Source organism: Flaviflagellibacter deserti, from assembly GCF_042652085.1.
Lineage (GTDB): Bacteria > Pseudomonadota > Alphaproteobacteria > Rhizobiales > Methylopilaceae > Flaviflagellibacter > Flaviflagellibacter deserti.
Genome location: NZ_JBHSJF010000006.1, coordinates 93,296 through 118,223 on the forward strand (window position 1 = coordinate 93,296; position 24,928 = coordinate 118,223).

General features: G+C 64.5%; 25 protein-coding genes and 1 tRNA gene. 18 read left to right on the top strand and 8 right to left on the bottom strand.

From position 1 onward, the window contains the following. Positions 1 to 178 precede the first annotated feature (178 nt). Positions 179 to 2,821, bottom strand: coding sequence for an aminopeptidase N (pepN, locus tag ACFPFW_RS07375; protein ID WP_114956591.1), 2,643 nt, complete (start codon positions 2,819 to 2,821; stop codon positions 179 to 181). A gap of 164 nt (positions 2,822 to 2,985) precedes the next feature. On the opposite strand from pepN, the gene ACFPFW_RS07380 reads away from it, so the two are divergent. Further along, positions 2,986 to 3,546: a methylated-DNA--[protein]-cysteine S-methyltransferase gene (locus ACFPFW_RS07380; RefSeq protein ID WP_114956687.1), complete on the top strand. Its 561-nt coding sequence runs from the start codon at positions 2,986 to 2,988 to the stop codon at positions 3,544 to 3,546. On the opposite strand, the gene ACFPFW_RS07385 is transcribed toward ACFPFW_RS07380, so the two are convergent. Continuing rightward, a complete protein-coding gene (locus ACFPFW_RS07385; protein WP_379770106.1) occupies positions 3,525 to 4,076 on the bottom strand; it encodes a methylated-DNA--[protein]-cysteine S-methyltransferase in 552 nt (183 codons plus the stop codon). The two genes, ACFPFW_RS07380 and ACFPFW_RS07385, sit on opposite strands and share 22 nt — an antisense overlap. A gap of 55 nt (positions 4,077 to 4,131) precedes the next feature. On the opposite strand from ACFPFW_RS07385, the gene dusA reads away from it, so the two are divergent. After that, positions 4,132 to 5,133, top strand: a complete 1,002-nt coding sequence (dusA, locus tag ACFPFW_RS07390; RefSeq protein WP_114956589.1) for a tRNA dihydrouridine(20/20a) synthase DusA — start codon at positions 4,132 to 4,134, stop codon at positions 5,131 to 5,133. A 58-nt stretch (positions 5,134 to 5,191) separates the two neighbouring features. Beyond that, positions 5,192 to 6,037: a sulfite exporter TauE/SafE family protein gene (locus ACFPFW_RS07395; protein ID WP_114956588.1), complete on the top strand. Its 846-nt coding sequence runs from the start codon at positions 5,192 to 5,194 to the stop codon at positions 6,035 to 6,037. Here ACFPFW_RS07395 and ACFPFW_RS07400 read toward each other — a convergent pair whose 3' ends face one another. Both ACFPFW_RS07400 and ACFPFW_RS07405 read right to left on the bottom strand, forming a co-directional pair. Further along, the gene (locus ACFPFW_RS07400; RefSeq protein WP_114956587.1) at positions 6,038 to 6,319 is read right to left on the bottom strand and encodes a hypothetical protein; all 282 of its coding nucleotides are present in this window, start codon (positions 6,317 to 6,319) and stop codon (positions 6,038 to 6,040) included. A gap of 101 nt (positions 6,320 to 6,420) precedes the next feature. After that, positions 6,421 to 7,992 (bottom strand): sensor histidine kinase, encoded by a 1,572-nt coding sequence (locus ACFPFW_RS07405; protein WP_114956686.1) that lies wholly within the window; start codon positions 7,990 to 7,992, stop codon positions 6,421 to 6,423. 205 nt (positions 7,993 to 8,197) lie between these two features. Between ACFPFW_RS07405 and ACFPFW_RS07410 the strand changes: the two genes are divergently transcribed. From ACFPFW_RS07410 to ACFPFW_RS07425, 4 genes are read left to right on the top strand one after another with little or no spacing between them, the layout of a single operon-like run. Then, on the top strand, positions 8,198 to 8,956 hold the full coding sequence (locus tag ACFPFW_RS07410; RefSeq protein WP_114956586.1) for an EF-hand domain-containing protein: 759 nt from the start codon (positions 8,198 to 8,200) through the stop codon (positions 8,954 to 8,956). A gap of 33 nt (positions 8,957 to 8,989) precedes the next feature. After that, positions 8,990 to 9,556: a sigma-70 family RNA polymerase sigma factor gene (locus ACFPFW_RS07415; RefSeq protein ID WP_114956585.1), complete on the top strand. Its 567-nt coding sequence runs from the start codon at positions 8,990 to 8,992 to the stop codon at positions 9,554 to 9,556. Beyond that, a complete protein-coding gene (locus ACFPFW_RS07420; protein WP_114956584.1) occupies positions 9,553 to 9,975 on the top strand; it encodes a hypothetical protein in 423 nt (140 codons plus the stop codon). Before ACFPFW_RS07415 ends, ACFPFW_RS07420 begins: the two co-directional genes overlap by 4 nt. Then, positions 9,975 to 10,406, top strand: a complete 432-nt coding sequence (locus tag ACFPFW_RS07425) for a periplasmic heavy metal sensor (RefSeq protein WP_114956583.1) — start codon at positions 9,975 to 9,977, stop codon at positions 10,404 to 10,406. Before ACFPFW_RS07420 ends, ACFPFW_RS07425 begins: the two co-directional genes overlap by 1 nt. Positions 10,407 to 10,412: 6 nt before the next feature. On the opposite strand, the gene ACFPFW_RS07430 is transcribed toward ACFPFW_RS07425, so the two are convergent. After that, positions 10,413 to 11,186 carry a transporter substrate-binding domain-containing protein gene (locus ACFPFW_RS07430; protein WP_114956685.1) on the bottom strand — a complete coding sequence of 258 codons (774 nt, stop codon included), beginning with the start codon at positions 11,184 to 11,186 and terminating at the stop codon, positions 10,413 to 10,415. Between the two features lie 161 nt (positions 11,187 to 11,347). On the opposite strand from ACFPFW_RS07430, the gene ACFPFW_RS07435 reads away from it, so the two are divergent. The 8 genes from ACFPFW_RS07435 to ACFPFW_RS07470 all read left to right on the top strand — a co-directional run bounded on the left by ACFPFW_RS07435 (position 11,348) and on the right by ACFPFW_RS07470 (position 18,934). Then, entirely contained in the window at positions 11,348 to 12,460 is a 1,113-nt protein-coding gene (locus ACFPFW_RS07435; RefSeq protein ID WP_114956582.1) for an Mrp/NBP35 family ATP-binding protein, read from the top strand. 92 nt (positions 12,461 to 12,552) lie between these two features. Continuing rightward, positions 12,553 to 13,356 (top strand): trehalose-phosphatase, encoded by an 804-nt coding sequence (gene otsB / locus ACFPFW_RS07440; protein ID WP_114956581.1) that lies wholly within the window; start codon positions 12,553 to 12,555, stop codon positions 13,354 to 13,356. Positions 13,357 to 13,402: 46 nt separating this feature from the next. Further along, complete coding sequence (otsA, locus tag ACFPFW_RS07445; RefSeq protein ID WP_114956580.1) at positions 13,403 to 14,821, top strand: alpha,alpha-trehalose-phosphate synthase (UDP-forming); 1,419 nt, start codon at positions 13,403 to 13,405, stop codon at positions 14,819 to 14,821. Between the two features lie 10 nt (positions 14,822 to 14,831). Continuing rightward, positions 14,832 to 15,191, top strand: a complete 360-nt coding sequence (locus ACFPFW_RS07450; protein WP_114956579.1) for a gamma-butyrobetaine hydroxylase family protein — start codon at positions 14,832 to 14,834, stop codon at positions 15,189 to 15,191. Between the two features lie 155 nt (positions 15,192 to 15,346). Continuing rightward, positions 15,347 to 15,784, top strand: coding sequence for an extracellular solute-binding protein (locus ACFPFW_RS07455; protein WP_379770117.1), 438 nt, complete (start codon positions 15,347 to 15,349; stop codon positions 15,782 to 15,784). Then, positions 15,733 to 16,380: an extracellular solute-binding protein gene (locus ACFPFW_RS07460; protein WP_379770120.1), complete on the top strand. Its 648-nt coding sequence runs from the start codon at positions 15,733 to 15,735 to the stop codon at positions 16,378 to 16,380. Before ACFPFW_RS07455 ends, ACFPFW_RS07460 begins: the two co-directional genes overlap by 52 nt. Positions 16,381 to 16,415: 35 nt before the next feature. Next, positions 16,416 to 17,927, top strand: coding sequence for an ABC transporter permease (locus ACFPFW_RS07465; protein WP_114956578.1), 1,512 nt, complete (start codon positions 16,416 to 16,418; stop codon positions 17,925 to 17,927). Next, positions 17,924 to 18,934: an ABC transporter ATP-binding protein gene (locus ACFPFW_RS07470; RefSeq protein WP_379770124.1), complete on the top strand. Its 1,011-nt coding sequence runs from the start codon at positions 17,924 to 17,926 to the stop codon at positions 18,932 to 18,934. Before ACFPFW_RS07465 ends, ACFPFW_RS07470 begins: the two co-directional genes overlap by 4 nt. Here ACFPFW_RS07470 and ACFPFW_RS07475 read toward each other — a convergent pair. The 3 genes from ACFPFW_RS07475 to ACFPFW_RS07485 form a co-directional block, all read right to left on the bottom strand. Further along, positions 18,931 to 20,268, bottom strand: a complete 1,338-nt coding sequence (locus ACFPFW_RS07475; protein WP_114956577.1) for a PQQ-dependent sugar dehydrogenase — start codon at positions 20,266 to 20,268, stop codon at positions 18,931 to 18,933. The genes ACFPFW_RS07470 and ACFPFW_RS07475 overlap by 4 nt on opposite strands. A 93-nt stretch (positions 20,269 to 20,361) precedes the next feature. Further along, positions 20,362 to 22,308, bottom strand: a complete 1,947-nt coding sequence (locus ACFPFW_RS07480) for a PAS domain-containing protein (RefSeq protein ID WP_114956576.1) — start codon at positions 22,306 to 22,308, stop codon at positions 20,362 to 20,364. A 263-nt stretch (positions 22,309 to 22,571) separates the two neighbouring features. Continuing rightward, complete coding sequence (locus ACFPFW_RS07485; RefSeq protein ID WP_114956575.1) at positions 22,572 to 23,153, bottom strand: L,D-transpeptidase; 582 nt, start codon at positions 23,151 to 23,153, stop codon at positions 22,572 to 22,574. Positions 23,154 to 23,443: 290 nt separating this feature from the next. On the opposite strand from ACFPFW_RS07485, the gene ACFPFW_RS07490 reads away from it, so the two are divergent. The 3 genes from ACFPFW_RS07490 (at position 23,444) to ACFPFW_RS07500 (ending at position 24,916) form a co-directional block, all read left to right on the top strand. Next, a tRNA-Val gene (locus tag ACFPFW_RS07490) sits at positions 23,444 to 23,518 on the top strand. 277 nt (positions 23,519 to 23,795) lie between these two features. Beyond that, positions 23,796 to 24,140 (top strand): thermonuclease family protein, encoded by a 345-nt coding sequence (locus ACFPFW_RS07495; RefSeq protein WP_162799633.1) that lies wholly within the window; start codon positions 23,796 to 23,798, stop codon positions 24,138 to 24,140. A gap of 107 nt (positions 24,141 to 24,247) precedes the next feature. After that, on the top strand, positions 24,248 to 24,916 hold the full coding sequence (locus ACFPFW_RS07500) for an outer membrane protein (RefSeq protein ID WP_114956573.1): 669 nt from the start codon (positions 24,248 to 24,250) through the stop codon (positions 24,914 to 24,916). Positions 24,917 to 24,928 lie beyond the last annotated feature (12 nt).

Sequence of the window (24,928 nt, forward strand, 5' to 3'; positions counted from 1 at the left end):
GCCCCCAGAGATTCAAATCAAATGATTCAACCCGGCAGGAACGCTAACGATTGCTTCGGGTTAAGTGGATTTGAATCCTCGCACACTGATTTGTCCAGTGCACCGCTGCCGAAAAAATACCATTTTTTAACCAGCGGCAGAAAGCAGAATCAGATCAACTACTTGAGTCGGGACACATTTATGCGAGCGCCCGCGTCACGAGGTCCGACACATCGGCCGATAGCGGGCTGACGGCATTGATCCTTCGGAGCGCCTGTTCGGCGAGCGCGCGGCGGCCGTTTTCGAGCGTCTTCCAGCTGCGGAACGCGCCGAGAAGGCGGGCAGCGACCTGCGGATTCTTCGGATCGAGCTCGAGCACGACATCCGCCAGGAATTCGTAGCCCGCGCCGTCCGGCCGGTTGAACTGGGTGGGATTGCCGGAAGCGAAGCCGCCGACCAGCGAGCGGATACGGTTCGGATTGCCCATGCTGAAGGCCGGATGGTTCATCAGTCCGCGTACGCGATCGAGCGTGCCGCGCTCCGGAATCGCGGCCTGCAGCGCGAACCATTTGTCGAGGACGAGAGGCTCGTTCGCGAAGCGCTCGGCGAAGTCGGAGAAGGCGCGTTCGCGGACAGGGTGGTCGACCTGGGACAGCGAGGCGAGTGCCGACATCCGGTCCGTCATGTTCGTCGCGTCGGCGTATTGACGCTCGGCGAGCGCGATCGCCTCATCGCCGCCGCCGACCACGAGCAAGTCCAGAGCGACGCCGCGCAGCGACCGGCGACCGGCGCTCTTCGCGTCGGGCGTATAGGATCCCTGATCGGCAAGCCCTGAGTAGCAGGCAAGCAGACTCGGCTGGATCTGGGCCGAGATCGCCTCCTTCAGGCCGCGCCGGGCAGCGTAGATCGCGTCAGGATCGACGTTGGTGCCGATCTCGCGCGTCAGGTCGGTCTCGGTCGGCAGGATCGAGAACTGCGCCGCAAAGGCGTCGTCGCGATCGTTGGCATTGAGCACGCTTGCGATGGCCTCGGCGATGCGCGGTTCGCCGAGCGGCTTGCCGCCCTCGCGGATCTCCTTGGCGGAGGTCACGAGCAGCCGCGTCATGGCGCTCTGCATCGCCTGCCAGCAATTGAACTGGTCGCCGTCGTGACGGGCCGCGAACAGGAGGTCGTTGTCCGATAGGTCGATCTTGAGCTGGATCGGCGACGAGAAGTTTCGATTCAGCGAGGGAACGGGCCGTTCCTTCAAGCCCCTGAATTCGAAGCGATGTTCGCCGCTGGTCAGTACGATCAGGCCTTCCCGCTTGACCCGACCGTCGGAGCCGAGGTCGACATCATTGCCGTCGGAGCCCAGCAGCCCGAATGCGAGCGGGATGACCATCGGCTTCTTGTCGGTCTGACCCGGCGTCGCCGGTATATGCTGACGGATATCGAGCGCGTACGTACCGCTGCTCGCATCCCAGTGTTCGGTCACGATGACCTCCGGTGTGCCGGCCTGCGAATACCAGAGCAGGAATTGCTTGAGGTCGTGGCCCGAGGCCTCGGCGAAGCAGGCGATGAACTGCTCGATTGTCGCGGCTTCGCCGTCGTGACGGGCGAAATAGAGGTCCATGCCGCGCCGGAAGGCGTCCACCCCGATCAGGGTCTTCAGCATGCGGATAACTTCGGCGCCCTTCTCGTAGACGGTCGCCGTATAGAAGTTGTTGATCTCGCGATAGGTGTCCGGACGCACCGGGTGGGCGAAGGGGCCGGCATCCTCGGGGAACTGCACCGAGCGCAGGCCGCGCACGTCCGAGATGCGCTCGACCGGGCGGGAGCGCATGTCCTGCGTGAATTCCTGGTCGCGGAAGACGGTCAGGCCTTCCTTCAGGCAGAGCTGGAACCAGTCGCGGCAGGTGATGCGGTTGCCGGTCCAATTGTGGAAATATTCGTGCGCGATGACGCTCTCGATGCCGGCATAATCGGCGTCGGTCGCGGTCTCGCTGGAGGCCAGGACGTATTTGTCGTTGAAGACGTTGAGGCCCTTGTTCTCCATCGCGCCCATGTTGAAGTCGGACACGGCCACGATGTTGAACACGTCGAGATCGTATTCCCGTCCAAAGGCCTGTTCGTCCCAGCGCATCGAGCGCTTGAGCGCGTCCATCGCATAGGCGGCGCGTTCCTCCTTACCGTGCTCGACATAGATCGCGAGGTCGACATGCCTGCCGGAGGCGGTGCGGAAGTCGTCCTTGATCACGGCAAGATCGCCGCCGACCAGCGCGAACAGATAGCAGGGCTTCGGGAAGGGGTCGTGCCAGACCGCGAAATGGCGGTTGCCGTCGAGATCGCCGCTTTCGACCGGATTGCCATTGGCGAGAAGGACGGGAGCTTCGGCGCGGTCGGCCTCGATGCGGACCGTATAGACGGACAGGACGTCCGGCCGGTCGAGGAAATAGGTGATGCGGCGGAAGCCTTCGGCCTCGCACTGCGTGCAATAGGCGCTGCCCGAACGGTAAAGGCCCATCAATTGGGTGTTCGCGGCCGGGTCGAGCTTCGTCGTCAGCGTCAGCTCGAACGCATCGGCCGGCGGCTCGTGAAGCGTGAATGCCGTCGGGGTGGCGGCATAGCTGGCGGCATCGAGCTCGGCGCCGTCGAGAAGCGGCGTGCCTGACAATCTGAGAGCATCGCCGTCGAGCACGAGGGGTACGCCAGCGCGGCCTGCCGGGTTCGGGCGAAGCCGGAGTCGCGATACGACGAGTGTTTCGGGGCCGGCCAAATTGACGTCGAGATGGACCGTGTCGATCAGGAAGTCCGGGGCGCGATAATCGGCGAGGCGGACGGCACGGGGCTCCTCTGAACGCATACTTACTCCTGATCGGCAGGCAATTGGTTTACCTTACATAGGCCGCGAAATGCAGGACGGACAACCCTCGGCTGAGTGTCGGAATTAAGGATCATCGGAATCGGGTGGGAATTCGGCGTCGCGCCGACGATCTCCTGTCCGAAAGGCAATAAGCAGGTCAGATGATGGCTGAGATCGCGCAATACGTCATTTTCGAAGCCGCCGGCGGCTTCTGCGGCATCGCCTGGAACAGTGCCGGTATCACCCGTTCTCAACTGCCGACCCGAAGTGCCGAGGGAACCGAACGACTTCTGCTGCGCCGCACGCCGGGCGCGAAGCCCGGTGCGCCCCCGCCGGACGTGGCCGACGCAATCGCCGCTGTGAGGCGCTATTTCGACGGTGAGCAGATCGATTTCGCATCGGTCCGAGTCGACCTCGAAGATCAGGACGGCTTCTTCAGGCAGATCTATGCCGCAGTCCGGCAGGTCGGCTGGGGGTGTACGACCACATACGGAACGCTGGCGAAGGAGCTTGGCGCCGGACCCGAGGCCGCGCGGGATGTAGGTCAGGCCATGGCCAAGAATCCGATTCCGCTGATCATCCCCTGCCACAGGGTGTTGGCGGCCGGAGGCAAGATCGGCGGTTTCTCGGCGCCAGGCGGCTCGACGGCAAAGGCGAGGATGCTGGAACTGGAAGGTGTTCGCCTAGACCAGCCGTCGTCAGCTCAGCCTTCGTTTGGGTTCTGAAGAGAAGGGAACGCCCATCCGGGTTTGCCTGCTTCGAGGTCGAGCAGATGCCTCTTTGCGTCTAAGCCGCCTGCGAACCCAGTTAGCCCTCCCGCCGATCCGATAAGGCGATGGCAGGGCACGACGATCGAGATGGGATTCCGGCCGTTCGCCGCTCCGACTGCGCGGGCGGCCTTCGGATGGCCGATCTCTTCGGCGATCCGTGCGTAGGAGCGCGTCTCGCCGAACGGTATGGCGAGCAAAGCGGCCCAGACCTTCTTCTGGAATTCGGTGCCGGCGAAGTCGAGCGGCAGATCGAAGTACCTTCGCTTTCCGGCGAAATAGTTCGCAAGCTGGTTCTCGACCTCAAGCAGCACTGGGTGGTCTTCGCTCTCTCCGACGATGTTCAGGGGCACTCTCTTGGGGTTGTCGTGCTCCCAGAGGATCGCGGCCAGACCGTTATCCGTCGCGACTAGCGTGAGCGCGCCGACGGGAGATTGCACCGTCTTGTAGGCATGGCTCTTTCGCGCCATCGGCTTTGTTTCGTTCACCCCAAATTCCCCACGCGGCTCGACGGACGGAGCCTCTGCGCATAGAAAAGCGCGCATGACGAGGTTGACCACCCGAAACCTGCGCTTTTCCGTTGCGCCGATGATGGACTGGACGGACCGGCATTGCCGGTTCTTCCATCGCGTGATGTCGCGCCGTGCGCGCCTCTATACCGAAATGGTGACAGCTCCGGCCGTGATCCACGGTCCGCGCGATCGCCTGCTCGGCTTTGCGAGTGAGGAGCAGCCGGTCGCTGTTCAGCTTGGCGGTTCCGACGCCTGGCAGCTCGCCGAGGCGACGAAGATCTCGGAAGGCTTCGGCTATGCCGAGGTGAACCTCAATGTCGGGTGCCCCTCGGACCGTGTGCAGGACGGGCGGTTCGGCGCCTGCCTGATGCGCGAGCCCGCCCTGGTCGGTGAACTCGTCGCTGCGATGAAGCGGAGCGCGTCGGTTCCGGTGACGGTGAAGTGCCGGATCGGCGTCGACGACCAGGATCCGGAAGTGTCGCTGAACGCTCTGGTCGACACCGTCGTCGCGGCCGGTGCCGACGCGGTGATCGTGCATGCCCGCAAGGCCTGGCTTAAAGGGCTTTCGCCTAAGGAAAACCGCGATGTGCCGCCGCTCGACTACGGGCTGGTCTATCGCCTTAAAGCCCGCCTGCCCAAGCTTCCGATCACCATCAACGGAGGCGTCGTCGATCTCGACCAGTCGGAAGAGCATCTTCGTCATCTCGACGGCGTCATGCTGGGTCGTGCCGCCTACCACAACCCCGGTCTCATGCTCGACGTCGACAGCCGCCTGTTCGGCGAAGAGAATCCGGTCGGAAATGCGAGTGAAGCCGCGGAACTGATGGTCCCCTATATCGAGCGCCATATCGCGGAGGGCGGAAAGCTCTCGAACGTGACGCGCCATATGCTCGGCCTATTCCAGAACGTTCCGGGCGCGCGGGCCTATCGCCGTCATCTGGCCGAAAACGCGCATAAGCCCGGCGCAGGCGTGCAGGTGCTGCGCGAGGCGCTGAGCATGGTTCGCGACGAACGGGCGACCGAGGCCGCATAGCGGAAAACTGAATTCAATTCTTGCGGCGGCGTGAGCGGCGGGCGACAAAGCCGCGGCCATGTTCGGAATCCCCCACGACGAATTGCTTCGCCTCGCCCTCGTTCTCCTCGTGGGTGGCGCCTTCACCGGCATCTTCTCGGGCCTGCTCGGGGTTGGCGGCGGCCTCATCATCGTGCCGGTGCTTTATCACCTGTTCGGTGTCATCGGTGTCGACGACGACATCAAGATGCATCTGTGCGTCGGCACCTCGCTCGCCGTGATCATCCCGACCTCGATCCGGTCCTTCCTGAGCCACAAGGCAAGGGGATCGGTGGATATGGCGACGCTCCGGAACTGGATTCTCCCGATTCTCGGCGGCGTGATCCTTGGCACCCTGGTCGCCGCGTTCGTCTCGTCGGAAGCACTGAAGCTCGTCTTCGGCCTGTTCGGCGTCCTGTTCGGCTCGCAGATGCTTCTGCTCGGGTCGAAGAAGATTCAGATGACCGAGGATCTTCCCGGCCGGGCCGCAATGTCGGGATATGGCCTCGGCATCGGCCTCCTGGCCTCGCTGATCGGCATCGGCGGCGGCGGCATCGTCAATCTGGTCTATGCGATCCACGGCCGCTCCATCCATCAGTCGGTCGGGACGGGAGCCGGCGTCGGCGTCCTGGTGTCGATCCCGGGCGCGATCGGCTTCATGGTCGCTGGCTGGCCGGAAATGGCGGAACTGCCGCCGCTTTCGATCGGCTATGTCTCGGCGATCGGTGCGCTCCTGATTGCTCCGGTGAGCATGCTGACCGCGCCACTCGGCGTGCGGATCGCGCATGCGTTCAGCAGGCGTCAGCTCGAGGTTGCTCTCGGCCTGTTCATGGTCATCCTTGGCGGACGATTCCTGATCGAGAGCATCGTCGACTGGGTCAGCTGATCAGCCGACATCGATCCCGAGCGTCTCACGGAAACGGTAGACAACCGCGACGAGGGCAATGATAGCGAGCCAGATCAGCAGATGAATCAATGGCTTGCCGCCTTCTCCCGCTCCGTAGCGTCGAGTTAGCACGGGCAGGAAGACGACGAGGAGCGCGCCCATGGCGACGACGCCGGCGATCTTCGAGGCGTCCACCGGACCGAGGCCGAAGAGACTGTCTCCCAGAACGAGGAAGATAATGCCGGCGACGACGACGCCGAAGCCGAGCCAGTAGATGTTCATGGACCAACCACGGTTTGTTCGGATGCGGCAGGATAGGTCGGCGATCCGCTGATGCAACTGCCGATGATTACCTTATCTCCTGCGACCGTAGAGGGTCGGGATCAGGCGCGGCGGCGGAAATAGGCCTGGTCCTGCTCAGACAGGGGAGCCAGCGCGGTCATCACCCGGGTAGGCGGGAAGGTGACGATGACTTCCGTGCCTTCGCGGAGCTTGCTCTTCAGCTCGAAGGTGCCGCCATGCAGATCGACGAGCCCCTGGACGATCGGCAGGCCGAGGCCGGCGCCCTGTTCGGCGGTCTTGATCGCGAGCGTTCCCTGGCCGAACGAGGACAGGACGACAGGGATCTCGCTCTCCGGAATTCCCGGACCGGAATCCTTGACCGAGAGGAACTGGCTGCCATCCGGCGTCGAGCCGACGCGCAGCGTGATTTCTCCGCCCTGCGGTGTGAACTTGATCGCGTTCGACAGCAGATTGAGCGTGATCTGGCGGACGGCGCGCTCGTCAGCCCAAAGCAAAGCCAGGCCGGATGCGAAGGCGTCGCGGATATGGATGCCGCGATTCTTCGCGCGCAGCTTGAGGAGGTGGTGGCAGTCCTCGACGACGTGAGCGAGGTTGATCGCCTCCTCGTTCAGCTCGTAGCGACCGGCCTCGATGCGCGACAGATCCAGAAGCTCGTTGATGAGCGTCAGGAGATGCTCGCCGCTGGAATGGATGTCGCCGGCATATTCCTTGTAGGTCGGGTTCGTATGCGCGCCGAAGACCTCGCTCTTGAGCACCTCGGAGAAGCCGAGGATGGCATTGAGCGGGGTGCGGAGTTCGTGGCTCATCGTGGCGAGGAAGCGGGACTTCGCCACATTGGCGGTCTCGGCGCGGCGGCGAGCCTCGTCGGAGTTGAGCTTGGCCTGTTCCAGCTCCGCGATCAGCGCGTCCTTCTCGGCGCGGTAATGCAGCGTCATCAGCGACGAGCGGAACAGCCTCTTGCCGAGCAGGACGAGGAAGACCTGGGCGAGCGGCGCGACGAGGGCGACGGCCTGAAGCTCGCGGTCGGGCATCATCGCGAACAGGCAGCCGATCGCGACGGTGATTGGTATCGAGCCGGCATAGACAATCGAGGAGAGGCTGGCCGACAGCACGACCTGCACGGCGGTCGCGAGCAGCATCGAAAAGACGATGAATACATTCGCGCTGATGCTGCCGATCAGCATGAGCGGCAGGACGACCGTCGAGAACGACGTGGCGTGGAGGAACTCGGCCATGACGAAGCGACGACGCCAGGAATTGAGCGAGGTCGCCGGCACGCCGCTTTTCAGGAAGCGGTGCGCATAGAACATCATCAGGCCGTGCGAGCAAAGTACCGACACGATCCAGGTCGCGACCGTGAACATCGGCAGCCACAGCGTCAGAGCGCCGGCGATCGCCAGTTCGAGGGCGAGGATCGACAAGGCCGCGGAGGACCGGTTCTCGGCGTAGAGGCGGGCGAGTTCGAGGTCGAATTCGGGGCGCGTTCCGGTAGACGAGGTCAGCTTCTCGCGGGCTTCGCGGACCTTCTGGGAGGTGTAGCGGCGCTTCTCGCGCGCCTGCACGGCTTCGTCGCTGGTTTCCTCGGTCAGACGGCGGCGGATTTCATTGACCGTCCAGGCAGCGTCGTCCGCGGCCAGCAGGGCCGGTCCCATGTCGTCTTCGTCGATCTGGTCGGTATGCGACAAGCGAATGCAATCCTGAGCGTTTTCCCTAGCCCCATATGGAATTGAAAACCTTAAGAGCTGGCTGACCGACATGGTGAGCTTTTGCTTAAGCCGAACGTCCAAGATTTAGAGCGCAGGGCTCGGCTCCGTCGCGCGTACAAGGATTAGTTCACGCGTATTGGAGTTTCGGACGATGAAGACTGTTTCGAAGCGGCTTCTGATCGGGACCGCGATTGTGGGTCTCCTGGCGCTGCCTGTCGCGGCGGGCGCGGTCGCTCCCGTGTCGGCGGAAAAGGCCGGCGAGGGGCGCGGCGGCAAATTCGTCGAGCGGATGTTCGACAAGCTCGACGCCAACAAGGACGGCGTGGTCGACAAGGCCGAATTCGATGCCTTCCGCGCACAGCGGATCGACGCGACCGACGAGAACAAGGACGGCTTCCTGGATCGCAAGGAAGTCCGCGAGAGCCGCCGCGAAATGCGTCAGGAATGGCGCAAGCACGCCGGCCTCATGGGTCGCGACAGCGACGGCAACGGCGAGGTCAGCCGGGACGAGTTCCTGGCCGGTCCCGAAGCGCGTTTCGACAAGCTCGACACTAATCACGACGGCAAGCTTGACCAGAGCGAGATCGACGCCGCCCGCAAGGCGATGCGCGACCGACGCGAGCGCTTCGGCTGGGACGAGCGCGGCGAGCATCCGCGGCATCATCACTGGGAACGCAGCGAATGGCGCGGTGGCGATGACGAGGAGCCTGGACGCAAGGCCGATCGCGGACCGATGACGCCGATGCGCGGGTTGATGGCGGAACTTCGGCGGGAAGGCGAGGTCAGCCGCGCCGACGTCGAGGCCAGCACCGACCGGCTGTTCAAGGAGTTCGACATCAACGGCGACGGACGCGTGACTCGTGAGGAAGCCCAGAAGACCCTCTGGTCTCGGCACGGCAATCGCGGGTAACACCGTGTTTCAGGATCGGCAGACCGGGTTGAAATGCAGCGCAACGAGACGAGCGACGACGATCTCATCGCCGCCGCGAGCACGGGCGATGAGGCCGCGTTCAACCATCTCGTGCGCCGCCATGCCGATCGCGCACATGCACTGGCGGCGTCCTTCCTCGGATCGAGGAACGACGCCGACGACGTGGTCCAGGACGCCTTCTATCGCGCGTGGCGCGCGCTGCCGCGATGGCGGCCAGGGGAGGCGAGTTTCTCGACCTGGCTGCACCGGGTCGTGGTCAACCTTTGCATCGACCGCCAGCGGCGCGCGAAGCTCAGGCGCTGGCTGCCGTTCGCCGATGTCGAGGAGCCTGCAAGCGACGAGGCCGGTTCCGACCAGCGTGTCGAAGCCGACCGGGAGCTCGGCGCCGTGATGGAGGACCTTCAGGCACTGCCCGAGCGCCAGCGGGCGGCGCTGTTGCTGTCGGCGGATGGCGAGAAATCGAACGCCGAGATCGGGATCGTTCTCGGCGTCAGCGAAAAGGCCGTGGAATCACTTCTTGTGCGCGGCCGAAGGACATTGCGGGCGAAGCTCGTCGCTCGCGAAGGAGACGTACGATGAGCGATCGGATGGCACTGAACGAGTTCGAGCATTGGCTCGATCTTCACGGAGCCGATCTCCGGAAATGGCCGGCCGGCCGAACGGACGCGGCACGGGCTCTCCTCGACGATAGCGTCGAAGCCCGGACGCTGCTCGCCCAGGGCGACCGCGTCGACGCGCTGCTGCGTCGTGTCATCGAGGCAAGGCCGCTTCCGGCTCCCCAGATCGGCCGGATCATCGCTGGCCTTCCGGCACGGAAGGCACACGCGAACTGGCGGAAAACCTTTGCCCCGCGCAGCATAGCGGCGGCCGGGCTCGTCGCGGCCTGCCTGATGTTTGGTCTGGGCGCCTGGACCGCGGGCGTCGTCGAGGCGCAGGCGGACGAAACCGATCTCGCGGCGCTCAGCGTCGATGAACCCAGCCTTATCGGAGGGCTTTGATGGTACGCCGGTCGTCGCTCGTTCTCGGCGTGCTTGCGGTTTCGCTGCTGATCAATCTGTTCATCGCAGGCTTCGTGCTGACCCGCTGGGTTTTCTGGGAGCCGGAACCGTGGCTCGGACGGATCTTCGCGATCGCTGCCGTCGGTCATCCGCCGCCGGCGATCCGCGAGAAGATGGATGCGGAGCTCCGCGCGGACGATTCATCGATCCGTTCGGCGATCGATGCAGTGCGTCAGGCCCGTCGCGAGGTGCGCATGGCGATGCGGGCCGAGCCTTTTGATGCCGCTGCGCTGGACAAGGCTTACGCCGACCTCCGGGCGCGTTCCACGGACCTGCAGACGATGATCCATGGCGCGACGGCGAGGGCGATAGCGGCCTCGCCGGCCGAAGAGCGGGCGAAAATCGAGATACGGCGCCGGGACAACAAGTAATGCGGTTCAGTACACGCTGAACGGGTAGTACTTGTCGTTGATTTTCTTGAAGGTGCCATTGGCGACGATCGCATCCATGGCGGCGTTCAATTTGTTCAGCAGATCCTTGTCGTCGTTGCGGACGGCGATCGCGATGCCTTCACCGGTATATTTCCCGTCTGTGGTCGCGTCTCCCGCGAAGACGCAGCATCCGCCCTGCTTGGTCGTCAGCCAGTCGTAAAGGAACAGCTTTCCGGCGGCGATGACGTCGATCCGGCCGGAGGAGAGCTCGAGCTGCGCTTCCTGCTGGGTCTGATACCGCCTGATGATCGCGCCGGCGGGCTCGTAGACAGCGGTCAGGTAACGGTCGCTGACGGTGTTCGCCTGTGCGCCGATGACCCGGCCCTTCATCGCAGCAGGCGTGATGTCGCGGATATTGGCGATGCGGCGTGTTGCGAAGCTGATGGCCGAGCGGGCATAGGGCTTCGAGAAGGCCACCCATTTTCTGCGCTCGTCGGTGATCGACATTGCCGCGGCGATCATGTCGTATTTGTTGGCGATCAACGCCGGGATAATGCTGTCCCAGTCTTCCTGGACGAATTCGCAGGTCCTGTTCATCTGGGCGCAGAGGGCGTTGGCGACATCGATGTCGAATCCCTGAAGCCGGCCGTTAGCGTCCAGCGAATTGAACGGAGGATAGGCGCCCTCGGAGCCGATGCGCAGCGGTCTATGGTCGTCGGCATGAGCCGCGGAGGTTAGGGCGACCATTGCCATGGCGACGAGCGCGGCGACGATCTTCATGACGTCCTCCTGCATGCCGAAATCATGCGTCCGTCCGTTCAGTTTTCGTCACTTTGGTGGATCACGCAATATTGCGTTGCAGGCTTGCACGAAGCTGATCACGCCAACAATTGACCGATTCCAAACGCGCACTATGGTGCCGCGCGTTCGCAGAGGGTCCCATGGCAGTCACGAAGGACGACGTAATCCGCGCATTGAAAGCCGTTCCGGCACCGGACGGGGCGGGCAGTCTAGCGGATTCTTCCCAGCTTTCCGGAATCGCGATCGCCGGCGAACGGGTCAGTTTCTTCATCACGACGACGCCGGAGCGGGCCACCACGCTCGAAGGCGTGCGGGCGGCCGCTGAAGCGGCGGTAAAATCGCTGCCGGGCGTCAAACAGGTTCTGGTCGCGCTCAGCGCGGAGCGGGCCGGTGGCCCGGCGCCGCAGCAGGCGCACGGCCATTCGCATGCTCCGGCGCAGCAGCAGAAGGCGGGCGCGAGCCTCGATGTTCGCCATATCATCGCAGTGGCCTCCGGCAAGGGCGGCGTCGGCAAATCGACGACCGCCGCGAACCTCGCTCTCGCGCTTTCCGGCAAGGGCCTGAAGGTCGGCCTCCTCGACGCCGACGTCTATGGCCCGTCGGCGCCGCTGCTGTTCGGCGTGAACCGCAAGCCCGATCTCAAGGACAAGATCATCCAGCCGATCGAGACCTACGGCATCAAGGTGATGTCGATCGGCTTCCTGATCGACACCGACACCGCGATGGTCTGGCGCGGCCCGATGGTGATGAGCGCGATCACCCAGATGCTGCGCGACGTGAATTGGGGCAAGCTCGACGTGCTCGTGGTCGACATGCCGCCCGGCACCGGCGATGCGCAGCTGACAATGGCGCAGCAGACCCGGCTGTCCGGCGCCGTCATCGTCTCCACGCCCCAGGACATCGCGCTTGCCGATGCGCGACGCGGCGTCGGCATGTTCCGCAAGGTCGATGTGCCGATCCTCGGCGTCATCGAGAATATGAGCTATTTCTGCTGCCCGAACTGCGGTACCCGCACGGATCTGTTCGGCCATGGCGGCGCCGAACTCGAAGCGGAGCGGTTGGGCGTGCGCTTCCTCGGCGAAATCCCGCTGCATTCGCGCATCCGCGAGCTCTCGGACGCCGGTACCCCGGTCGTTGCCGTAGAGCCCGACGGAGAGCATGCCAAGGCGTATTCGGCGATCGCCGACATGGTGTGGACCGGCCTCGATGCCGGCTCGGGCCTGCGGGCCGCCCCGCGGATAGTTATCGAATAAGGGCAAGGAATTCCTTGCGCTAATCGGCGGTCCATCGGAACATTCCCGAACGGTTCAAGGAGCCGAATCCGGTTCCCGCGCGTTCGGAAGGCATGAAGATGGATCTTGCCGAGGACATGACGCGCCCGTCGGCGCCGCCAAGCGATATGCCTTTGCCTGCCGTACCGCGCGACCTGTCGCGCTGGGCGCTTTTCCTCGATATCGACGGGACCCTGCTCGACATCGCACCGAGTCCTGATGCGGTGCGGATCCCGCCCGACCTGCCGGGCATGCTGGATACGCTGCGCGAGCAAGCTGGCGGGGCCCTGGCGCTCGTCACCGGCCGCGAGATCAGGAAGGTCGACGAATTCTTCGCCCCGATCTGTTTCCCGGTCGCGGGCGTTCATGGCGCGGAACTGCGAATGCCCGACGGCAGCCGCAAGGGTACGCCGATAAGCCCCGCGCTACCCGGCATCATCAGCGAACTGCAGGTCTTCGTCGACGCCAATCCCGGTCTTCTGCTGGAGCGGAAAGCGCGTGCTGTCGCCGTGCACTATCGGCAGGCGCCGGAGCTCGGCGACGAGGTCGAGGCGCATGTCCGTCTTCTCGTCGAGACGCAGGAGACCGGACTCGAAGTGCAGCCGGGCAAGATGGTCGTCGAAATCCGTCCGCACGGTGTCGACAAGGGGCGCGCGATCGAGCTCTTCATGGAGGACGCGCCCTATGCCGGACGGCTGCCTCTGGTGATCGGCGACGACTGGACGGACGAGGCGGCGTTCCGGACGGCAAATGCGCGCGGCGGCGTTTCGATCAGGGTGGGGCGGGACACGCGGCCGACGGAGGCTTCCGCACGGCTGCTCGATCCAACGGCGGTGCGGGCCTGGCTCGCGAGCGTTCTGGAAAGTGTAACAGTGTAGGCGTACGCGGAGCCGGGGGCTCCGCGACAGGTTGAGAGGGACGTCCTTGGCTCGTTTGGTGGTCGTATCGAACCGCGTACCGGTTCCGTCAGCAAAGGGCGGCACCGCCGCCGCCGGTGGTCTAGCCGTCGCCCTGGAGGCGGCGTTGAGGAGCCATGGTGGCCTGTGGTTCGGCTGGTCCGGCAAGACCTCGACCGACCGCGAGATCGAATGGCTGGAAATCCGCGATTTCGGTAATGTCACCTATGCGGTCGCGGACCTGAACCGGCGCGACGTCGACGAATATTATACCGGCTTCGCCAACCGGGCGCTTTGGCCGCTCTGCCATTACCGGCTCGATCTGACCGATTTCTCGCGCAAGGACATGGCCGGCTATTTCCGCGTCAACCGCTCCTTCGCCAGGCTGCTCGCGCCGCTGATCCGCCCCGACGACCTCGTCTGGGTCCACGACTACCACCTGATCCCGCTCGCCGCAGAACTCCGCCACATGGGCGTGAAGAACCGGATTGGCTATTTCCACCACATCCCGTGGCCGCCCGCTGACGTGCTGTCGACACTGCCGGTGGCGGACACGATCATGCGCGGGCTTGCCGCCTACGATCTCGTCGGCTTCCAGACGAGCTACGACGTCGAGAACTTCACCGGCTGCATGGTGCGCGAAGGCTTCGGCCGCGCGCTCGGCAATGGCTGGTTCGAGAGCTACGGCCATCGCTTCCAGGCGGGCGCGTTCCCGATCGGCATCGACACGGAAAGCTTCGTCGAGATGGCGGTCGAGGGCGCCAAGAACCCGATCGTCAAACGGACGCGCGAGAGCCTGCACGATTGCGACCTCGTGATCGGCGTCGACCGCCTCGATTATTCCAAGGGCATCGGCCAGCGCATCGAGGCGTTCTCACGCTTCTGCGAGATGAGCCCGAGCGCTAAGGGACAGGTGACGCTGCTGCAGATCACGCCGAAATCGCGCTCGGACGTGCCGGAATACGCGACCATGCAGCGTGACGTCGCGGAACTGACCGGACGCGTCAACGGCGCTCTCGGCGACGTCGACTGGACGCCGATCCGCTATGTGAACAAGACGATGAACCGGAATGCGCTCGCGGGGCTCTACCGTATCGCGAAGGCCGGTCTGGTGACGCCGCTGCGCGACGGCATGAACCTCGTCGCCAAGGAATATATCGCCGCGCAGGATCCGAACGATCCCGGCGTCCTGGTCCTGTCGCGCTTTGCCGGCGCGGCGCGGGAGCTCGACGGCGCGCTGATCGTCAATCCCTACGATATCGAGGCGACGGCGAATGCGATCGGCCGCGCGATCTCGATGCCGGTGGAGGCGCGGCGGGAACGCTTCCAGAGCATGTTCCCGAAAATCCGAGACCACGACGTCTCGTGGTGGTGCAGAACCTTCCTCGATGCTCTATCTCAGGACGAAAGCGCGATCCCCACCGAGGCCGTGCGTCTTCTGAAATAGATTCGAAATCATGTCCGATACACAGTTCTGGCCGACCGAAATCCGCCTCGGCCGCGACCGCCACACGCTTGCGGTGACCTATGACGACGGCCGCAGCGACGAGCTCGAGGCGGAATATCTGCGGGTCGAGAGCCCGAGCGCGGAAGTGCAGGGGCATACGCCCGACCAGAAACAGCTCGTCAGCGGCAAGAAGAACGTGGCGATCACGGCCGTCGAGCCGATCGGCTCATACGCTGTGAAGCTCACCTTCAGCGACGGCCATTCGACCGGCATCTACAGCTGGTCGTACCTGCGCAATCTGGCAGACCATCGCGAGCGGCTCTGGGAAAAATACCTGAACGACCTCGCCGAGAAGGGTCTGTCGCGCTAGGCGACGGTCTCTTCCGGTTGCGCCATGAGGCCGATCTGTCAGTTTAGATGCAGTCTAAGCTGAGCTTCTTGCCGGAACTAAAGTTGCGTTGACAGTTTCATCCCTTCGGAGTGTCACGACAGACAACAAATGCAAGGTTGTTTGGAGTAATTCCAATGAACACTCTGGTTCGTCGCGACGTTCTCAAAGGCGGGACTCTGCTCGCCGGGACGGCCGCCATGGGACGTTTCGGTTTTCCGATGCCTGCGATCGCGCAGGAAACCACGACTTTGGCGCTCTATAGCGGCCAGCACGCGCCGCCGACTGATGCGATCGCCGACGCCTTCACTGAGGCGACCGGGATCGAGATCGTCATCCGGCGCGGATCGAGCGCGCAGCTTGCCAACCAAATCATGGAGGAGGGCGCGCGGTCGCCCGCCGACCTGTTCTATTCCGAGGAGAGCCCGCCCGCCGTCGCGCTGGCCGAGAAGGGCCTGCTCGCGCCGATCTCGCCTGATACACTGAAAGAGATCCCGCCCGCCTATGTGGCCAAAGACGGCACATGGCTCGCGCCGACCGCGCGTGCCCGAGCGTCGCCTTCAACAAAGCAATGATCACGGAGAGCGAACTTCCTGCGTCCGTGCTCGATTTCGCCGCGGAGGCGTGGAAGGGCAAGTTCGCCTATGCGCCGACGAGCGGGGCGTTCCAGGCGCAGATCGCGGCGATCTCGATCATGAAGGGGCGCGACGCGGCTCTGGCCTGGCTGAAGGGCCTGAAGGATTTCGGCGTCTCGTACAATTCCGACTCCGGGGCAATGCTCGCGGTCGAGAAGGGCGAGATCCCGGTCGCGCTGGTCAACAATTACTACTGGTATTCGGTCGCTCGCGAGACGGGCGAGGACAAGATGAAATCGGCGCTGCATTTCATCGGCCATCAGGACCCCGGTGCGCTGATCATGGTAGCGGCTGCCGGCATGCTGAAGTCGAGCAAGAAGCAGGAGGCCGGGCAGCAATTCCTCGCTTTCATGGTGAGCGAGGAGGGGCAGAAGGCAATCGCGGAGGCGACGGCCGAATATCCACTGCGGCCCGGACTGGTCTCGCCCTATGGGCTGAAGCCCTTCGGCGAACTCGACCCGCCGCCGGTGACGCCGTCCGATATCGGCGATGCCGAGGACGCGCTGGCGCTGGCGCGTGAGGCCGGGCTGGCTTGACCGTTCTTTCTCCCGGAGCGTCGCGGCAGCTGTCCATGCCGCCCTGGCTGCTGTTCGCGGCCGCCATTCCCGTCTTCCTGATCTGCCTGCCGCTCGCCTATGTCGCGTTGCGATCCGGGCAGGCGGGGCCTGCGGGGATCATTGCGGAACTCGGGCGGCAGCGGACTTTGGATCTTCTGCTCAACACGCTGGTCATCGCGCTCGGCGTGACGGTCGCGTCAAGCCTGATCGGAGTGGTCGGCGCATGGTGCATCGAACGCTCGGACCTGCCGGGGCGGAAATGGTGGCGGATCGTAGTCACCCTGCCGCTTGCGGTCCCGGCTTTCGTCGCGAGCTATGCCTGGTCGTCCATCGACGGTGCGTTCGAAAGCATGCCGGGCGCGATCTTCATCCTGACCCTGTCGGCTTATCCACTGGTCCTCTTGCCGGTCGCCGCGGCGCTCAGGAGTGCCGATCCCGGTTTCGAGGACGTCTCGCGTTCGCTCGGGCGTGGCCCCTGGGCGACGTTCTTCGGCGCGGTTCTGCCTCAAATCCGCCCGGCGCTCGCGGCGGGAGCGCTCCTCGTCCTGACCCACACTTTGTCGGAGTTCGGCGCGCTGGCGCTGCTCCGGGTGCAGACCTTCACCACCTCGATCTTCGCGTCCTACGAACTCCAGTTCGACAACGCGACCGCGGCATTGCAATCGGCGGTGCTGATGGCGCTCTGCCTGCCGGCTGCCTATGGCGAGATGCGGCTTCGGCTGAAGACGCAGGTTGCGCGGGTCGGCAAGGGCAGCAGGAGGCACGCGCCGCTCGCGGCGCTGGGGCCGATACGGTGGCCGGTCGCGCTGGCATTGGGCGCGCTGGTCGTGCTCGCGCTGGGAGTGCCGACGGGGACGCTCGTCTATTGGCTCCGGGTCGGATCGTCCGCCGGTCACGGCCGTGGCGAGATCTGGGATGCGATCGGCGGTTCGTTCTCGCTGGCGCTGCCGGGCGCGGCGATCGTGGTCCTGTTTGCCCTGCCGCTGGTCCTGGCCTCGTCGCGGCATGGCGGAAGGCTGGCGCAGATCGCCGACAGGCTGCCCTATATCGTCCACGGCCTGCCGGGTCTGGTCGTCGCCCTGGCGCTGGTCTTCCTTTCGATCCGCTTCGCGCACCCGCTCTACCAGACCGTCGTTCTCGTCTTCGTCGCCTATACGATGATGTTCCTGCCGCTCGCCCAGTCGGCGCTGCGCGGGCCGGTCGAACTCGCTCCGGCGCGGCTGGAGGAGATGGCGCGCGGGCTCGGCCGCAGTCCGTTCGGCGCCTTCGCCTCGATCACCCTGCCGGCGATCGCACCTGGCATTGGCGCCGCTTTGGCGCTTCTGGCGCTCGAATTGATGCGCGAGCTGACGGCGACCCTGATGCTGGCGCCATCCGGCACGGTGACGCTCGCGACCGCCGTCTGGGGGCACACGACCGACGGCGAATACGCGGCGGCGGCGCCCTTCGCCGCGCTCCTCGTCGCGGCTTCGGCATTGCCCGTCTACTTCTTCACCCGCCGCACACTGGAGCTCTACGAGCTGTGACCAAGCACCTGCGTATAAGCGGCGTCTCGAAGAGCTTTCCTACCCGGCAGGTGCTGCACGGGATCGACCTGGATGTGCCGCGCGGCACTGTGCTGGCGCTGCTCGGCCCGTCCGGCAGCGGCAAGAGCACGCTTCTGCGCCTGATTGCCGGGTTCGAGCGTGTCGATGCCGGGGAGATCGTGATCGACGGAGGCGTTGTGGCATCGACCCGGACATTCGTGCCGCCGGAGAAGCGTCGCGTCGGCTATGTGCCGCAGGACGGGGCGCTGTTTCCCCACCTCACGGTGCGCGGAAACGTCGGATACGGGCTGCCGCGCGCGGAGCGGAAGTCGAAGCGGGTCGACGAGATGCTCTCGCTGGTCGGTCTCGATGAGTTCGCCGATCGCTATCCGCGCGAGCTTTCCGGCGGCCAGCAGCAGCGCGTTGCCCTTGCCCGCGCGCTTGCGCCAGCGTCGGGCCTGATCCTCCTTGACGAGCCGTTCAACGCGCTCGACCTCGAACTGCGCCGCACGGTGTCGGAGGAAGTGATCGCGCTTCTCAGACAGACCGGCACAACGGCGATCTTCGTGACGCACGATCCCGGCGAAGCCTTCGGCGCGGCCGATCTTGTCGCCGTTATGCAGGACGGTCGGATCATGCAATGCGATACCCCAAGCGAGGTTTACGGATCGCCCGAGAATGCCGTCGTCGCGCGATTGACGGGGACGGCGAATCTCCTTGAGGGCGTGGTTCGCGGCTCGGTCATCGAGACGCCGCTCGGCACGTTCGAGGTCCGCAACGGCGTGCTGGACGGCAGGGCGGTCGCGATGTTGCGGCCGGAGCAGATCGCGATCGGCGGTTCGGGCGTCGAGGCGAAGGTGATCGCGCGCCGGTTTCGCGGCGACCACACCACTTTGGTGGTCCAGGGCCAGGACTTCACCGCGACCGTGCGAGCGCCCGGCCACGTCGCGGGCGACATCGTCCGTCTCAGCGCCGACTGCGATTGTGTCGCCTTCGACGCCCCTTAATTGCCCGCCGTTTTCTGCGGGTCGGGCGAGACGCGCCAGACCGCGCCGCCGACATCGTCGGCAACCAGCAGTGCGCCGGCCTTGTCGAGCCTGACGCCGACCGGGCGGCCGAGCGCCTGGCCGTCCTCGCTGAGGAAGCCGGTCAGCACGTCGCGCGGCGGTCCTGACGGCTTGCCGTCGGTGAAGGGAACGAAGATGACCTTGTAGCCGACGCGCGGATCGCGGTTCCACGAACCGTGCTGACCGACGAACGCGCCGCCCGCATAGTCCGCCGGGAACAGGTTTCCGGTGTTGAAGGTCAGGCCGAGCGAGGCGGTGTGCGCTCCGAGCGAATAGTCCGGCACGATGGCCTTGGCGACGAGGTCCGGGTTCGGCGGATCGACGCGGACATCGACGTTCTGGCCGAAATAGGAATAGGGCCAGCCGTAGAAGCCGCCGTCCTGGACATGGGTCATGTAGTCCGGGACGAGGTCGTTGCCGAGTTCGTCGCGCTCGTTGACCGCGACCCAGAGCTGGCCGGTCTTCGGCTCGAAGGATGGGCCATTCGGGTTACGCAGGCCAGACGCGAAGACGCGGGACTGGCCGGTCGCTCGGTCGACTTCGAGCACGGCGGCGCGGTTCTTCTCCGCGTCCATGCCGTTCTCCGCGACGTTGCTGTTGGAACCGACCGTCGCATAGAGCTTCGAGCCGTCCGGAGATGCGGTTAGGTCCTTGGTCCAGTGATGATTGATCGTGCCACCGGGCAAATCGGCCAGCTTGGTGCCGGGATCGGCGATCTTCGTGTCGCCGTCCTTATAGGGGAAGCGGACGATCGCGTCGGTATTGGCGACATAGAAGTCCTGGCCGACGAGGACCATGCCGAAGGGGGAGTTCAGGTTTTCGAGGAAGACGGTGCGCATCTCGGCGCGGCCGTCGCCGTCTGCGTCCCGGAGGAGGGTGATACGATTGGCGCTCGGATGGCTCGAACCGGCGCGGTTCATGATCAGACCCATGACCCAGCCCCTGATGCCCTGCCGATCATCGGGCTTCGGCGGCGCGTCGGTCTCGGCGACGAGGACGTCGCCGTTTGGCAGCGTGTAGACGGTGCGCGGATGCTGAAGGCCGGTGGCGAAGGCGGTGACGGCAAGGCCTGCGGCGGGCTTCGGCTGTTGGCCTTCCGGCCAACCCTGCGCCACGGCAATGTTCACCGTCGGGAACCACGACGGAGCCTGCGGCGTGGGCAAGGTCGGGTTCGCGCCGTAGCGCTGGTCTTCCGGGATTGAGGTCTTCTCGTTGCACCCCGCGAGCGGCAGCGCGACGAGGCCGATCAGGGCGATAAAGGCAAGCGGTTTCATGGTCCGGCCGGTTCTCCGCATCCCCAGCAATTGGGGAACGGCGGCAGGCAGGCGCGGTTCCTAGCCTCTGGCTAGACCATGGTCGAGCAATGCTCAGATGAACTGAACGCCGAGTTCTCCGACGGCGCGGCGCACGACATGACAGCGGCGAGGACCGCCATCGCCCGCGATATCGAGCTGGAACTCGCCGGGTATCTGTCCGCCTTCCGACACGGCTAGCTTGACGCCACCCTTGGAGATGTTGCGCACGGAACAGGAAATCTTTTGTCCGCCAGGCAGGATGATCCAGGCTGATTTGGAGGTGCGGACGCGCTCTTCGCTCCGGCGCTCCTCCATGCCGATGATCCAGCTGTCGAGGTTCCGCCCGATGCTGGCGACGCCGCCGGCGGCCGTCTGCATGTTGACCGAGATGTCCTGTGTGACGAGGCTCTGGTCCTTGATCTGCTGCGTTGCCGCATCCACGAAGCTCTGGACCTCGCCGACCGCGGCGCTGATCGAAGACAGCGAGGCGCCCACTTCGTCGGACACCGACTGCATGGCGGCGATCTCGCTGGAGATGCGGGTGGTGGCGGCGCTGGCCTGTCCGGCGAGATTCTTCACCTCCTGCGCAACGACGGCAAAGCCGCGTCCGGCCTCGCCGGCACGGGCGGATTCGATCGTCGCGTTCAGCGCGAGAAGATTGATCTGCTCGGCGACCTTGGCGATGAGCTGGACGACATCGTCCATGGACTGCGCCGCCTGGCGGAGCTGGCCCGTGGATCTGTCGGCGATCTGGGTGCGCTCGTAGATCTGGTCGACGGAAGATTTCGAGCGGATCATGCTGTCGACGATGCCGCCGACGGCCTGGCTCATGTCCTCGGCCGCCTTGGCCACGCGCTCGACATTGCCAAGCGTGTCCTCCGCCGCGCCCACGGCACGGGTGCGGGCTTCCATGCTGGCGGTGATGTCGGTCGCGAACTTGACGATCTTCACCGGCTTGCCGGCGCCATCGAAAATCGGGTTATAGCTTGCCTGAAGCCAGATCGGCCGGCCGCCCTTGCCGAACCGGGGATAGATCGCCGAGGCAGACTCTCCCGTACCAAGCCTGGCCCAGAACGCGGCGTAATCGTCCGAGGCGGCGTAGGTCTTGTCGACGAACATGCGGTGATGCTGGCCGACGACGTCCTCGGCTCGGTAGCCGGTGGCGACGAGGAAGTTCTCGTTGGCGCTCAGGATCATGCCGTCGAGCGAGAACGAGATGACGGCCTGCGTCTTGCCGATCGCGGCGATCTGGCCCTCATAGTCGGCATTGCGAAGCTTCTCCGCCGTCACGTCGGTCGCGAACTTCACGACCTTGACCGGCTTTCCGCCCGCATCAGGAATCGGGCTGTAGACGGCCCTGATCCAGACCGCGCGGCCGCCCTTGTCGATGCGGCGATATTCCGCCGACTGGAATTCGCCGGCCCGAAGCGAGTTCCAGAACGCCTGATAGGCCGCGCCCGAGGCTTCCTCCGGCTGGACGAACATGCGGTGATTCTGTCCGACGATCTCCCTGAGCTGATAGCCCATCGTCTTCAGGAAGTTCGCGTTGGCGTCGAGGATCGTGCCGTCCATCGCAAAGGAAATGACGGCCTGCGAACGGTCGATCGCGGCGAGCTGACCGGCATCGTCCATCGCCCGCAGCTTGTCGGCGGTGATGTCGGTGGCAAGCTTCGTCACGCGGATCGGATTGCCCTGGCGGTCGAGCACCGGATTGTAGCTGGCGCGGAGCCAGATCTCCTTGCCGTTCTTGCCGACGCGGCGGAATTCGCCTTCCTGGAACTTGCCCTTGCGAAGCGCCTTCCAGAATTCCGTGTAGGCGGGCGAACGCGCATCGTCGTCCGGCATGAACATGCGGTGTTGCTTGCCGACGATCTCGCTTGCCGTGTAACCGACTGTTTTCAGGAAGTTTTCGTTCGCTTCGAGGACCTTGCCCTCGAGGTCGAAACTGATCACCGCGAGCGACTTATCGGCCGCTTTCTTGAGTGAATCGCCATCATTTCGGGAAAGTACGCTGAACATGTCGATAGCAGCCAGACGAGAGCGCGATTGAGCCCGGCTGCTTTTAAGTGGCCTCCCTTAAGGCCGGTTTCAGAAACACGGTGAATCAACCGTAATCGAGCAAAAATTTCCTCGAAAATCCGAAACGACCAGCAGTTCTGATCTGGGATCAAAAGCTCTCGAACGGACTTTGAACATAAAGCTTCGCGACTGGCCGGCGCCAAAGAAAAAGGCCGGCGTAACCGCCGGCCTTTCCCGCAAACTGACCCCCAGCCCCCGCTGGATCAGCGCAAAATCACCACTCGGGTGCCGACATTGACACGCTCGTAGAGGTCCATGACGTCCTCGTTGGCCATCCGGAAGCAGCCGGAGGAGACGGCCTGGCCGATCGTCTGCGGCTCGTTGGAGCCGTGGATGCGGTAGATAGTCGAGCCGAGATACATCGCGCGGGCGCCGAGCGGGTTGTTCGGGCCGCCGGGCATGAAGCGCGGCAGGTCCGGACGACGCTTCAGCATCGCCTCCGGCGGACGCCAGTCCGGCCATTCCTTCTTCATCGTGATCGAATGCGTGCCGCCCCACTGGAAGCCGTCGCGACCGACGCCGATGCCGTATTTCAGCGCCGTACCGTCGGCCTGGACGAGGTAGAGGCGCCGCTCGGTCGTGTTGACGATGATCGTGCCGGACTTGTAGCCGGTCGGAGCCGGGACCGTCATGCGCTTGATCGGCGACACCGCCATGCCGCCGCCACGGCCCGGCAGCGGATTGATGATTTCCTTGGTTTCCGGATCGAACATGATCTTGCCGGCGAAGGCCGGCGAGAGGGTGGCGATGAGACCCGCCACTGCGAGAACAGCCCCAAGACGCATGATCGTGAGCTCCCCAGATTGCCGCACGGTCGGGAGAACCGCGCCACGATGTGTCCCGGTTATTCCCAAGCTTTCGCCGCAATTCAACCACGCGCCCGCTTTTCAGGCCGGATAGCGGGCAGGTTGCCGCAGGTGTGTTGCAAAGCCGTCACGAATGATGGCGGCGGGAAGGCTTGCCGTGGTTGGCGAGGTGCCAGCACGCGCGCGGTCGCCGATGCGGCAATAGTTGACCGCTCGCCCGGCGTCGCCTTGACACGTCACGCCACTCCCCATACCAAGCCGCGCAGGATGGGCGCGTAGCTCAGCGGGAGAGCACTCCCTTCACACGGGAGGGGTCACTGGTTCAATCCCAGTCGTGCCCACCATCCTTGCTCCTCATAGTTGCATCCTCCGCGCGACTCCGGCCGCGCCCGCGCGCCGCTTACAATTTGTCAGCACCCTTGGCGCTAGCAGTGGTGCATGCGCTACAAGCCTGCTTCCACGATTCCAGTCAGTCGTTCTCCAGTTGGTCGTTCGTCCCGCGTTGGGAGTGATCTACTTCGCAGCCTGCCGGGCTTGCTATGGGCGGCTGTCCTGGGGCTGGCTGCCTATTGCGGTTTAGGCGAGATCGTCGGGCCCAAGCCGAGCGAGGCGCTTCCTCGCATGAGCTTCTCGATATGCGGACCCGGTTCGGCCCCGACCTGCGTCGTCGACGGCGATACGTTCCGGTTGAACGGCGAGAGAATGCGGATCGAAAGCATCGACACGCCGGAGATACACACGAATCTCTGCGGAGGGCAGCGCGAGATCGGGCTGGGCCGCAAGGCCGGGCTGCGGCTGGCGGAACTTCTCAACAGCGGGCCGCTGGCTGTGACGCGAACCGGACACGACAGATATGGCCGGACTCTAGTGCTCGTGCGGGCGGGCGGGCGCGACCTCGGAGAGGTATTGATCGGAGAAGGACTTGCCCGTCGATGGCCGGACGGCGACGAATTCTGGTGTCGCTAACCTTCCCCGGTTGTGTAATGCGCGTTCTCTACACGTGTTGCGTGTTTGATACAGCATTGCGCGCGAATCAATGAGAAGCTGCGCTCTCCAACTGGAGGGACTTCCGAATGCGCAAGATTGTGTTGGCTGGCGCAGTACTGGCTGGCCTAACTCCCGCAGCCTATGCCGCGGACATGCCTGCTCCCGCGCCGATAGAGACGGTTGCGCCCGAGCCGCTGTTCAGCTGGACAGGCTTCTACATCGGTGCTCATGGCGGCTGGAACTGGGCTGAGACCGACCCGGATGCCGCTCTGGGCTTCCTCGGCGACATGGACAACTTCGTCGTCGGCGGCCAGATCGGCTACAACTGGCAATGGGATTCCTGGGTGCTAGGTCTCGAAGGTGACGGCTCCTTCGTGAACAACGATGACGACTTCGTTGATGGCGGCGGCTTTCCCTTTGGCGTCGAGCAGGACTTCTTGGCCTCGTTTCGTGGCCGCGTTGGTTTCGCGGTCGACCGCTTCCTGCTGTTCGGTACCGGTGGTGCCGCCTTCACGGGTCTTTCGTTTGACGCCGTCGGCTTCGACGATGATGCGGACTACTTCGGCTGGGTTGCCGGTGGCGGTATCGAATATGCCATCACCGATAACGTCACGATCGGCGTCGAATATCTCCACTATGAGTTCGACGACGAGGAGATCGGGGATGGAGTTCTTCCGCCCGACACCAACATCGGTCTCAGCAATGATGTCGTTCGCGGCCGCCTGAACGTGAAGTTCGACAGCCTCTTCAACTGATCTGGGGGGAGG

Bases quoted from the DNA above. Each gene is read 5' to 3' on its own strand.
- pepN (WP_114956591.1), bottom strand. From the start codon at position 2,821: ATGCGTTCAGAGGAGCCCCGTGCCGTCCGCCTCGCCGATTATCGCGCC.
- ACFPFW_RS07380 (WP_114956687.1), top strand. From the start codon at position 2,986: ATGGCTGAGATCGCGCAATACGTCATTTTCGAAGCCGCCGGCGGCTTC.
- dusA (WP_114956589.1), top strand. From the start codon at position 4,132: ATGACGAGGTTGACCACCCGAAACCTGCGCTTTTCCGTTGCGCCGATG.
- ACFPFW_RS07395 (WP_114956588.1), top strand. From the start codon at position 5,192: ATGTTCGGAATCCCCCACGACGAATTGCTTCGCCTCGCCCTCGTTCTC.
- ACFPFW_RS07400 (WP_114956587.1), bottom strand. From the start codon at position 6,319: ATGAACATCTACTGGCTCGGCTTCGGCGTCGTCGTCGCCGGCATTATC.
- ACFPFW_RS07405 (WP_114956686.1), bottom strand. From the start codon at position 7,992: ATGGGACCGGCCCTGCTGGCCGCGGACGACGCTGCCTGGACGGTCAAT.
- ACFPFW_RS07410 (WP_114956586.1), top strand. From the start codon at position 8,198: ATGAAGACTGTTTCGAAGCGGCTTCTGATCGGGACCGCGATTGTGGGT.
- ACFPFW_RS07415 (WP_114956585.1), top strand. From the start codon at position 8,990: ATGCAGCGCAACGAGACGAGCGACGACGATCTCATCGCCGCCGCGAGC.
- ACFPFW_RS07420 (WP_114956584.1), top strand. From the start codon at position 9,553: ATGAGCGATCGGATGGCACTGAACGAGTTCGAGCATTGGCTCGATCTT.
- ACFPFW_RS07425 (WP_114956583.1), top strand. From the start codon at position 9,975: ATGGTACGCCGGTCGTCGCTCGTTCTCGGCGTGCTTGCGGTTTCGCTG.
- ACFPFW_RS07430 (WP_114956685.1), bottom strand. From the start codon at position 11,186: ATGAAGATCGTCGCCGCGCTCGTCGCCATGGCAATGGTCGCCCTAACC.
- ACFPFW_RS07435 (WP_114956582.1), top strand. From the start codon at position 11,348: ATGGCAGTCACGAAGGACGACGTAATCCGCGCATTGAAAGCCGTTCCG.
- otsB (WP_114956581.1), top strand. From the start codon at position 12,553: ATGAAGATGGATCTTGCCGAGGACATGACGCGCCCGTCGGCGCCGCCA.
- ACFPFW_RS07450 (WP_114956579.1), top strand. From the start codon at position 14,832: ATGTCCGATACACAGTTCTGGCCGACCGAAATCCGCCTCGGCCGCGAC.
- ACFPFW_RS07455 (WP_379770117.1), top strand. From the start codon at position 15,347: ATGAACACTCTGGTTCGTCGCGACGTTCTCAAAGGCGGGACTCTGCTC.
- ACFPFW_RS07460 (WP_379770120.1), top strand. From the start codon at position 15,733: ATGGCTCGCGCCGACCGCGCGTGCCCGAGCGTCGCCTTCAACAAAGCA.
- ACFPFW_RS07465 (WP_114956578.1), top strand. From the start codon at position 16,416: ATGCCGCCCTGGCTGCTGTTCGCGGCCGCCATTCCCGTCTTCCTGATC.
- ACFPFW_RS07475 (WP_114956577.1), bottom strand. From the start codon at position 20,268: ATGAAACCGCTTGCCTTTATCGCCCTGATCGGCCTCGTCGCGCTGCCG.
- ACFPFW_RS07480 (WP_114956576.1), bottom strand. From the start codon at position 22,308: ATGTTCAGCGTACTTTCCCGAAATGATGGCGATTCACTCAAGAAAGCG.
- ACFPFW_RS07485 (WP_114956575.1), bottom strand. From the start codon at position 23,153: ATGCGTCTTGGGGCTGTTCTCGCAGTGGCGGGTCTCATCGCCACCCTC.
- ACFPFW_RS07495 (WP_162799633.1), top strand. From the start codon at position 23,796: ATGAGCTTCTCGATATGCGGACCCGGTTCGGCCCCGACCTGCGTCGTC.
- ACFPFW_RS07500 (WP_114956573.1), top strand. From the start codon at position 24,248: ATGCGCAAGATTGTGTTGGCTGGCGCAGTACTGGCTGGCCTAACTCCC.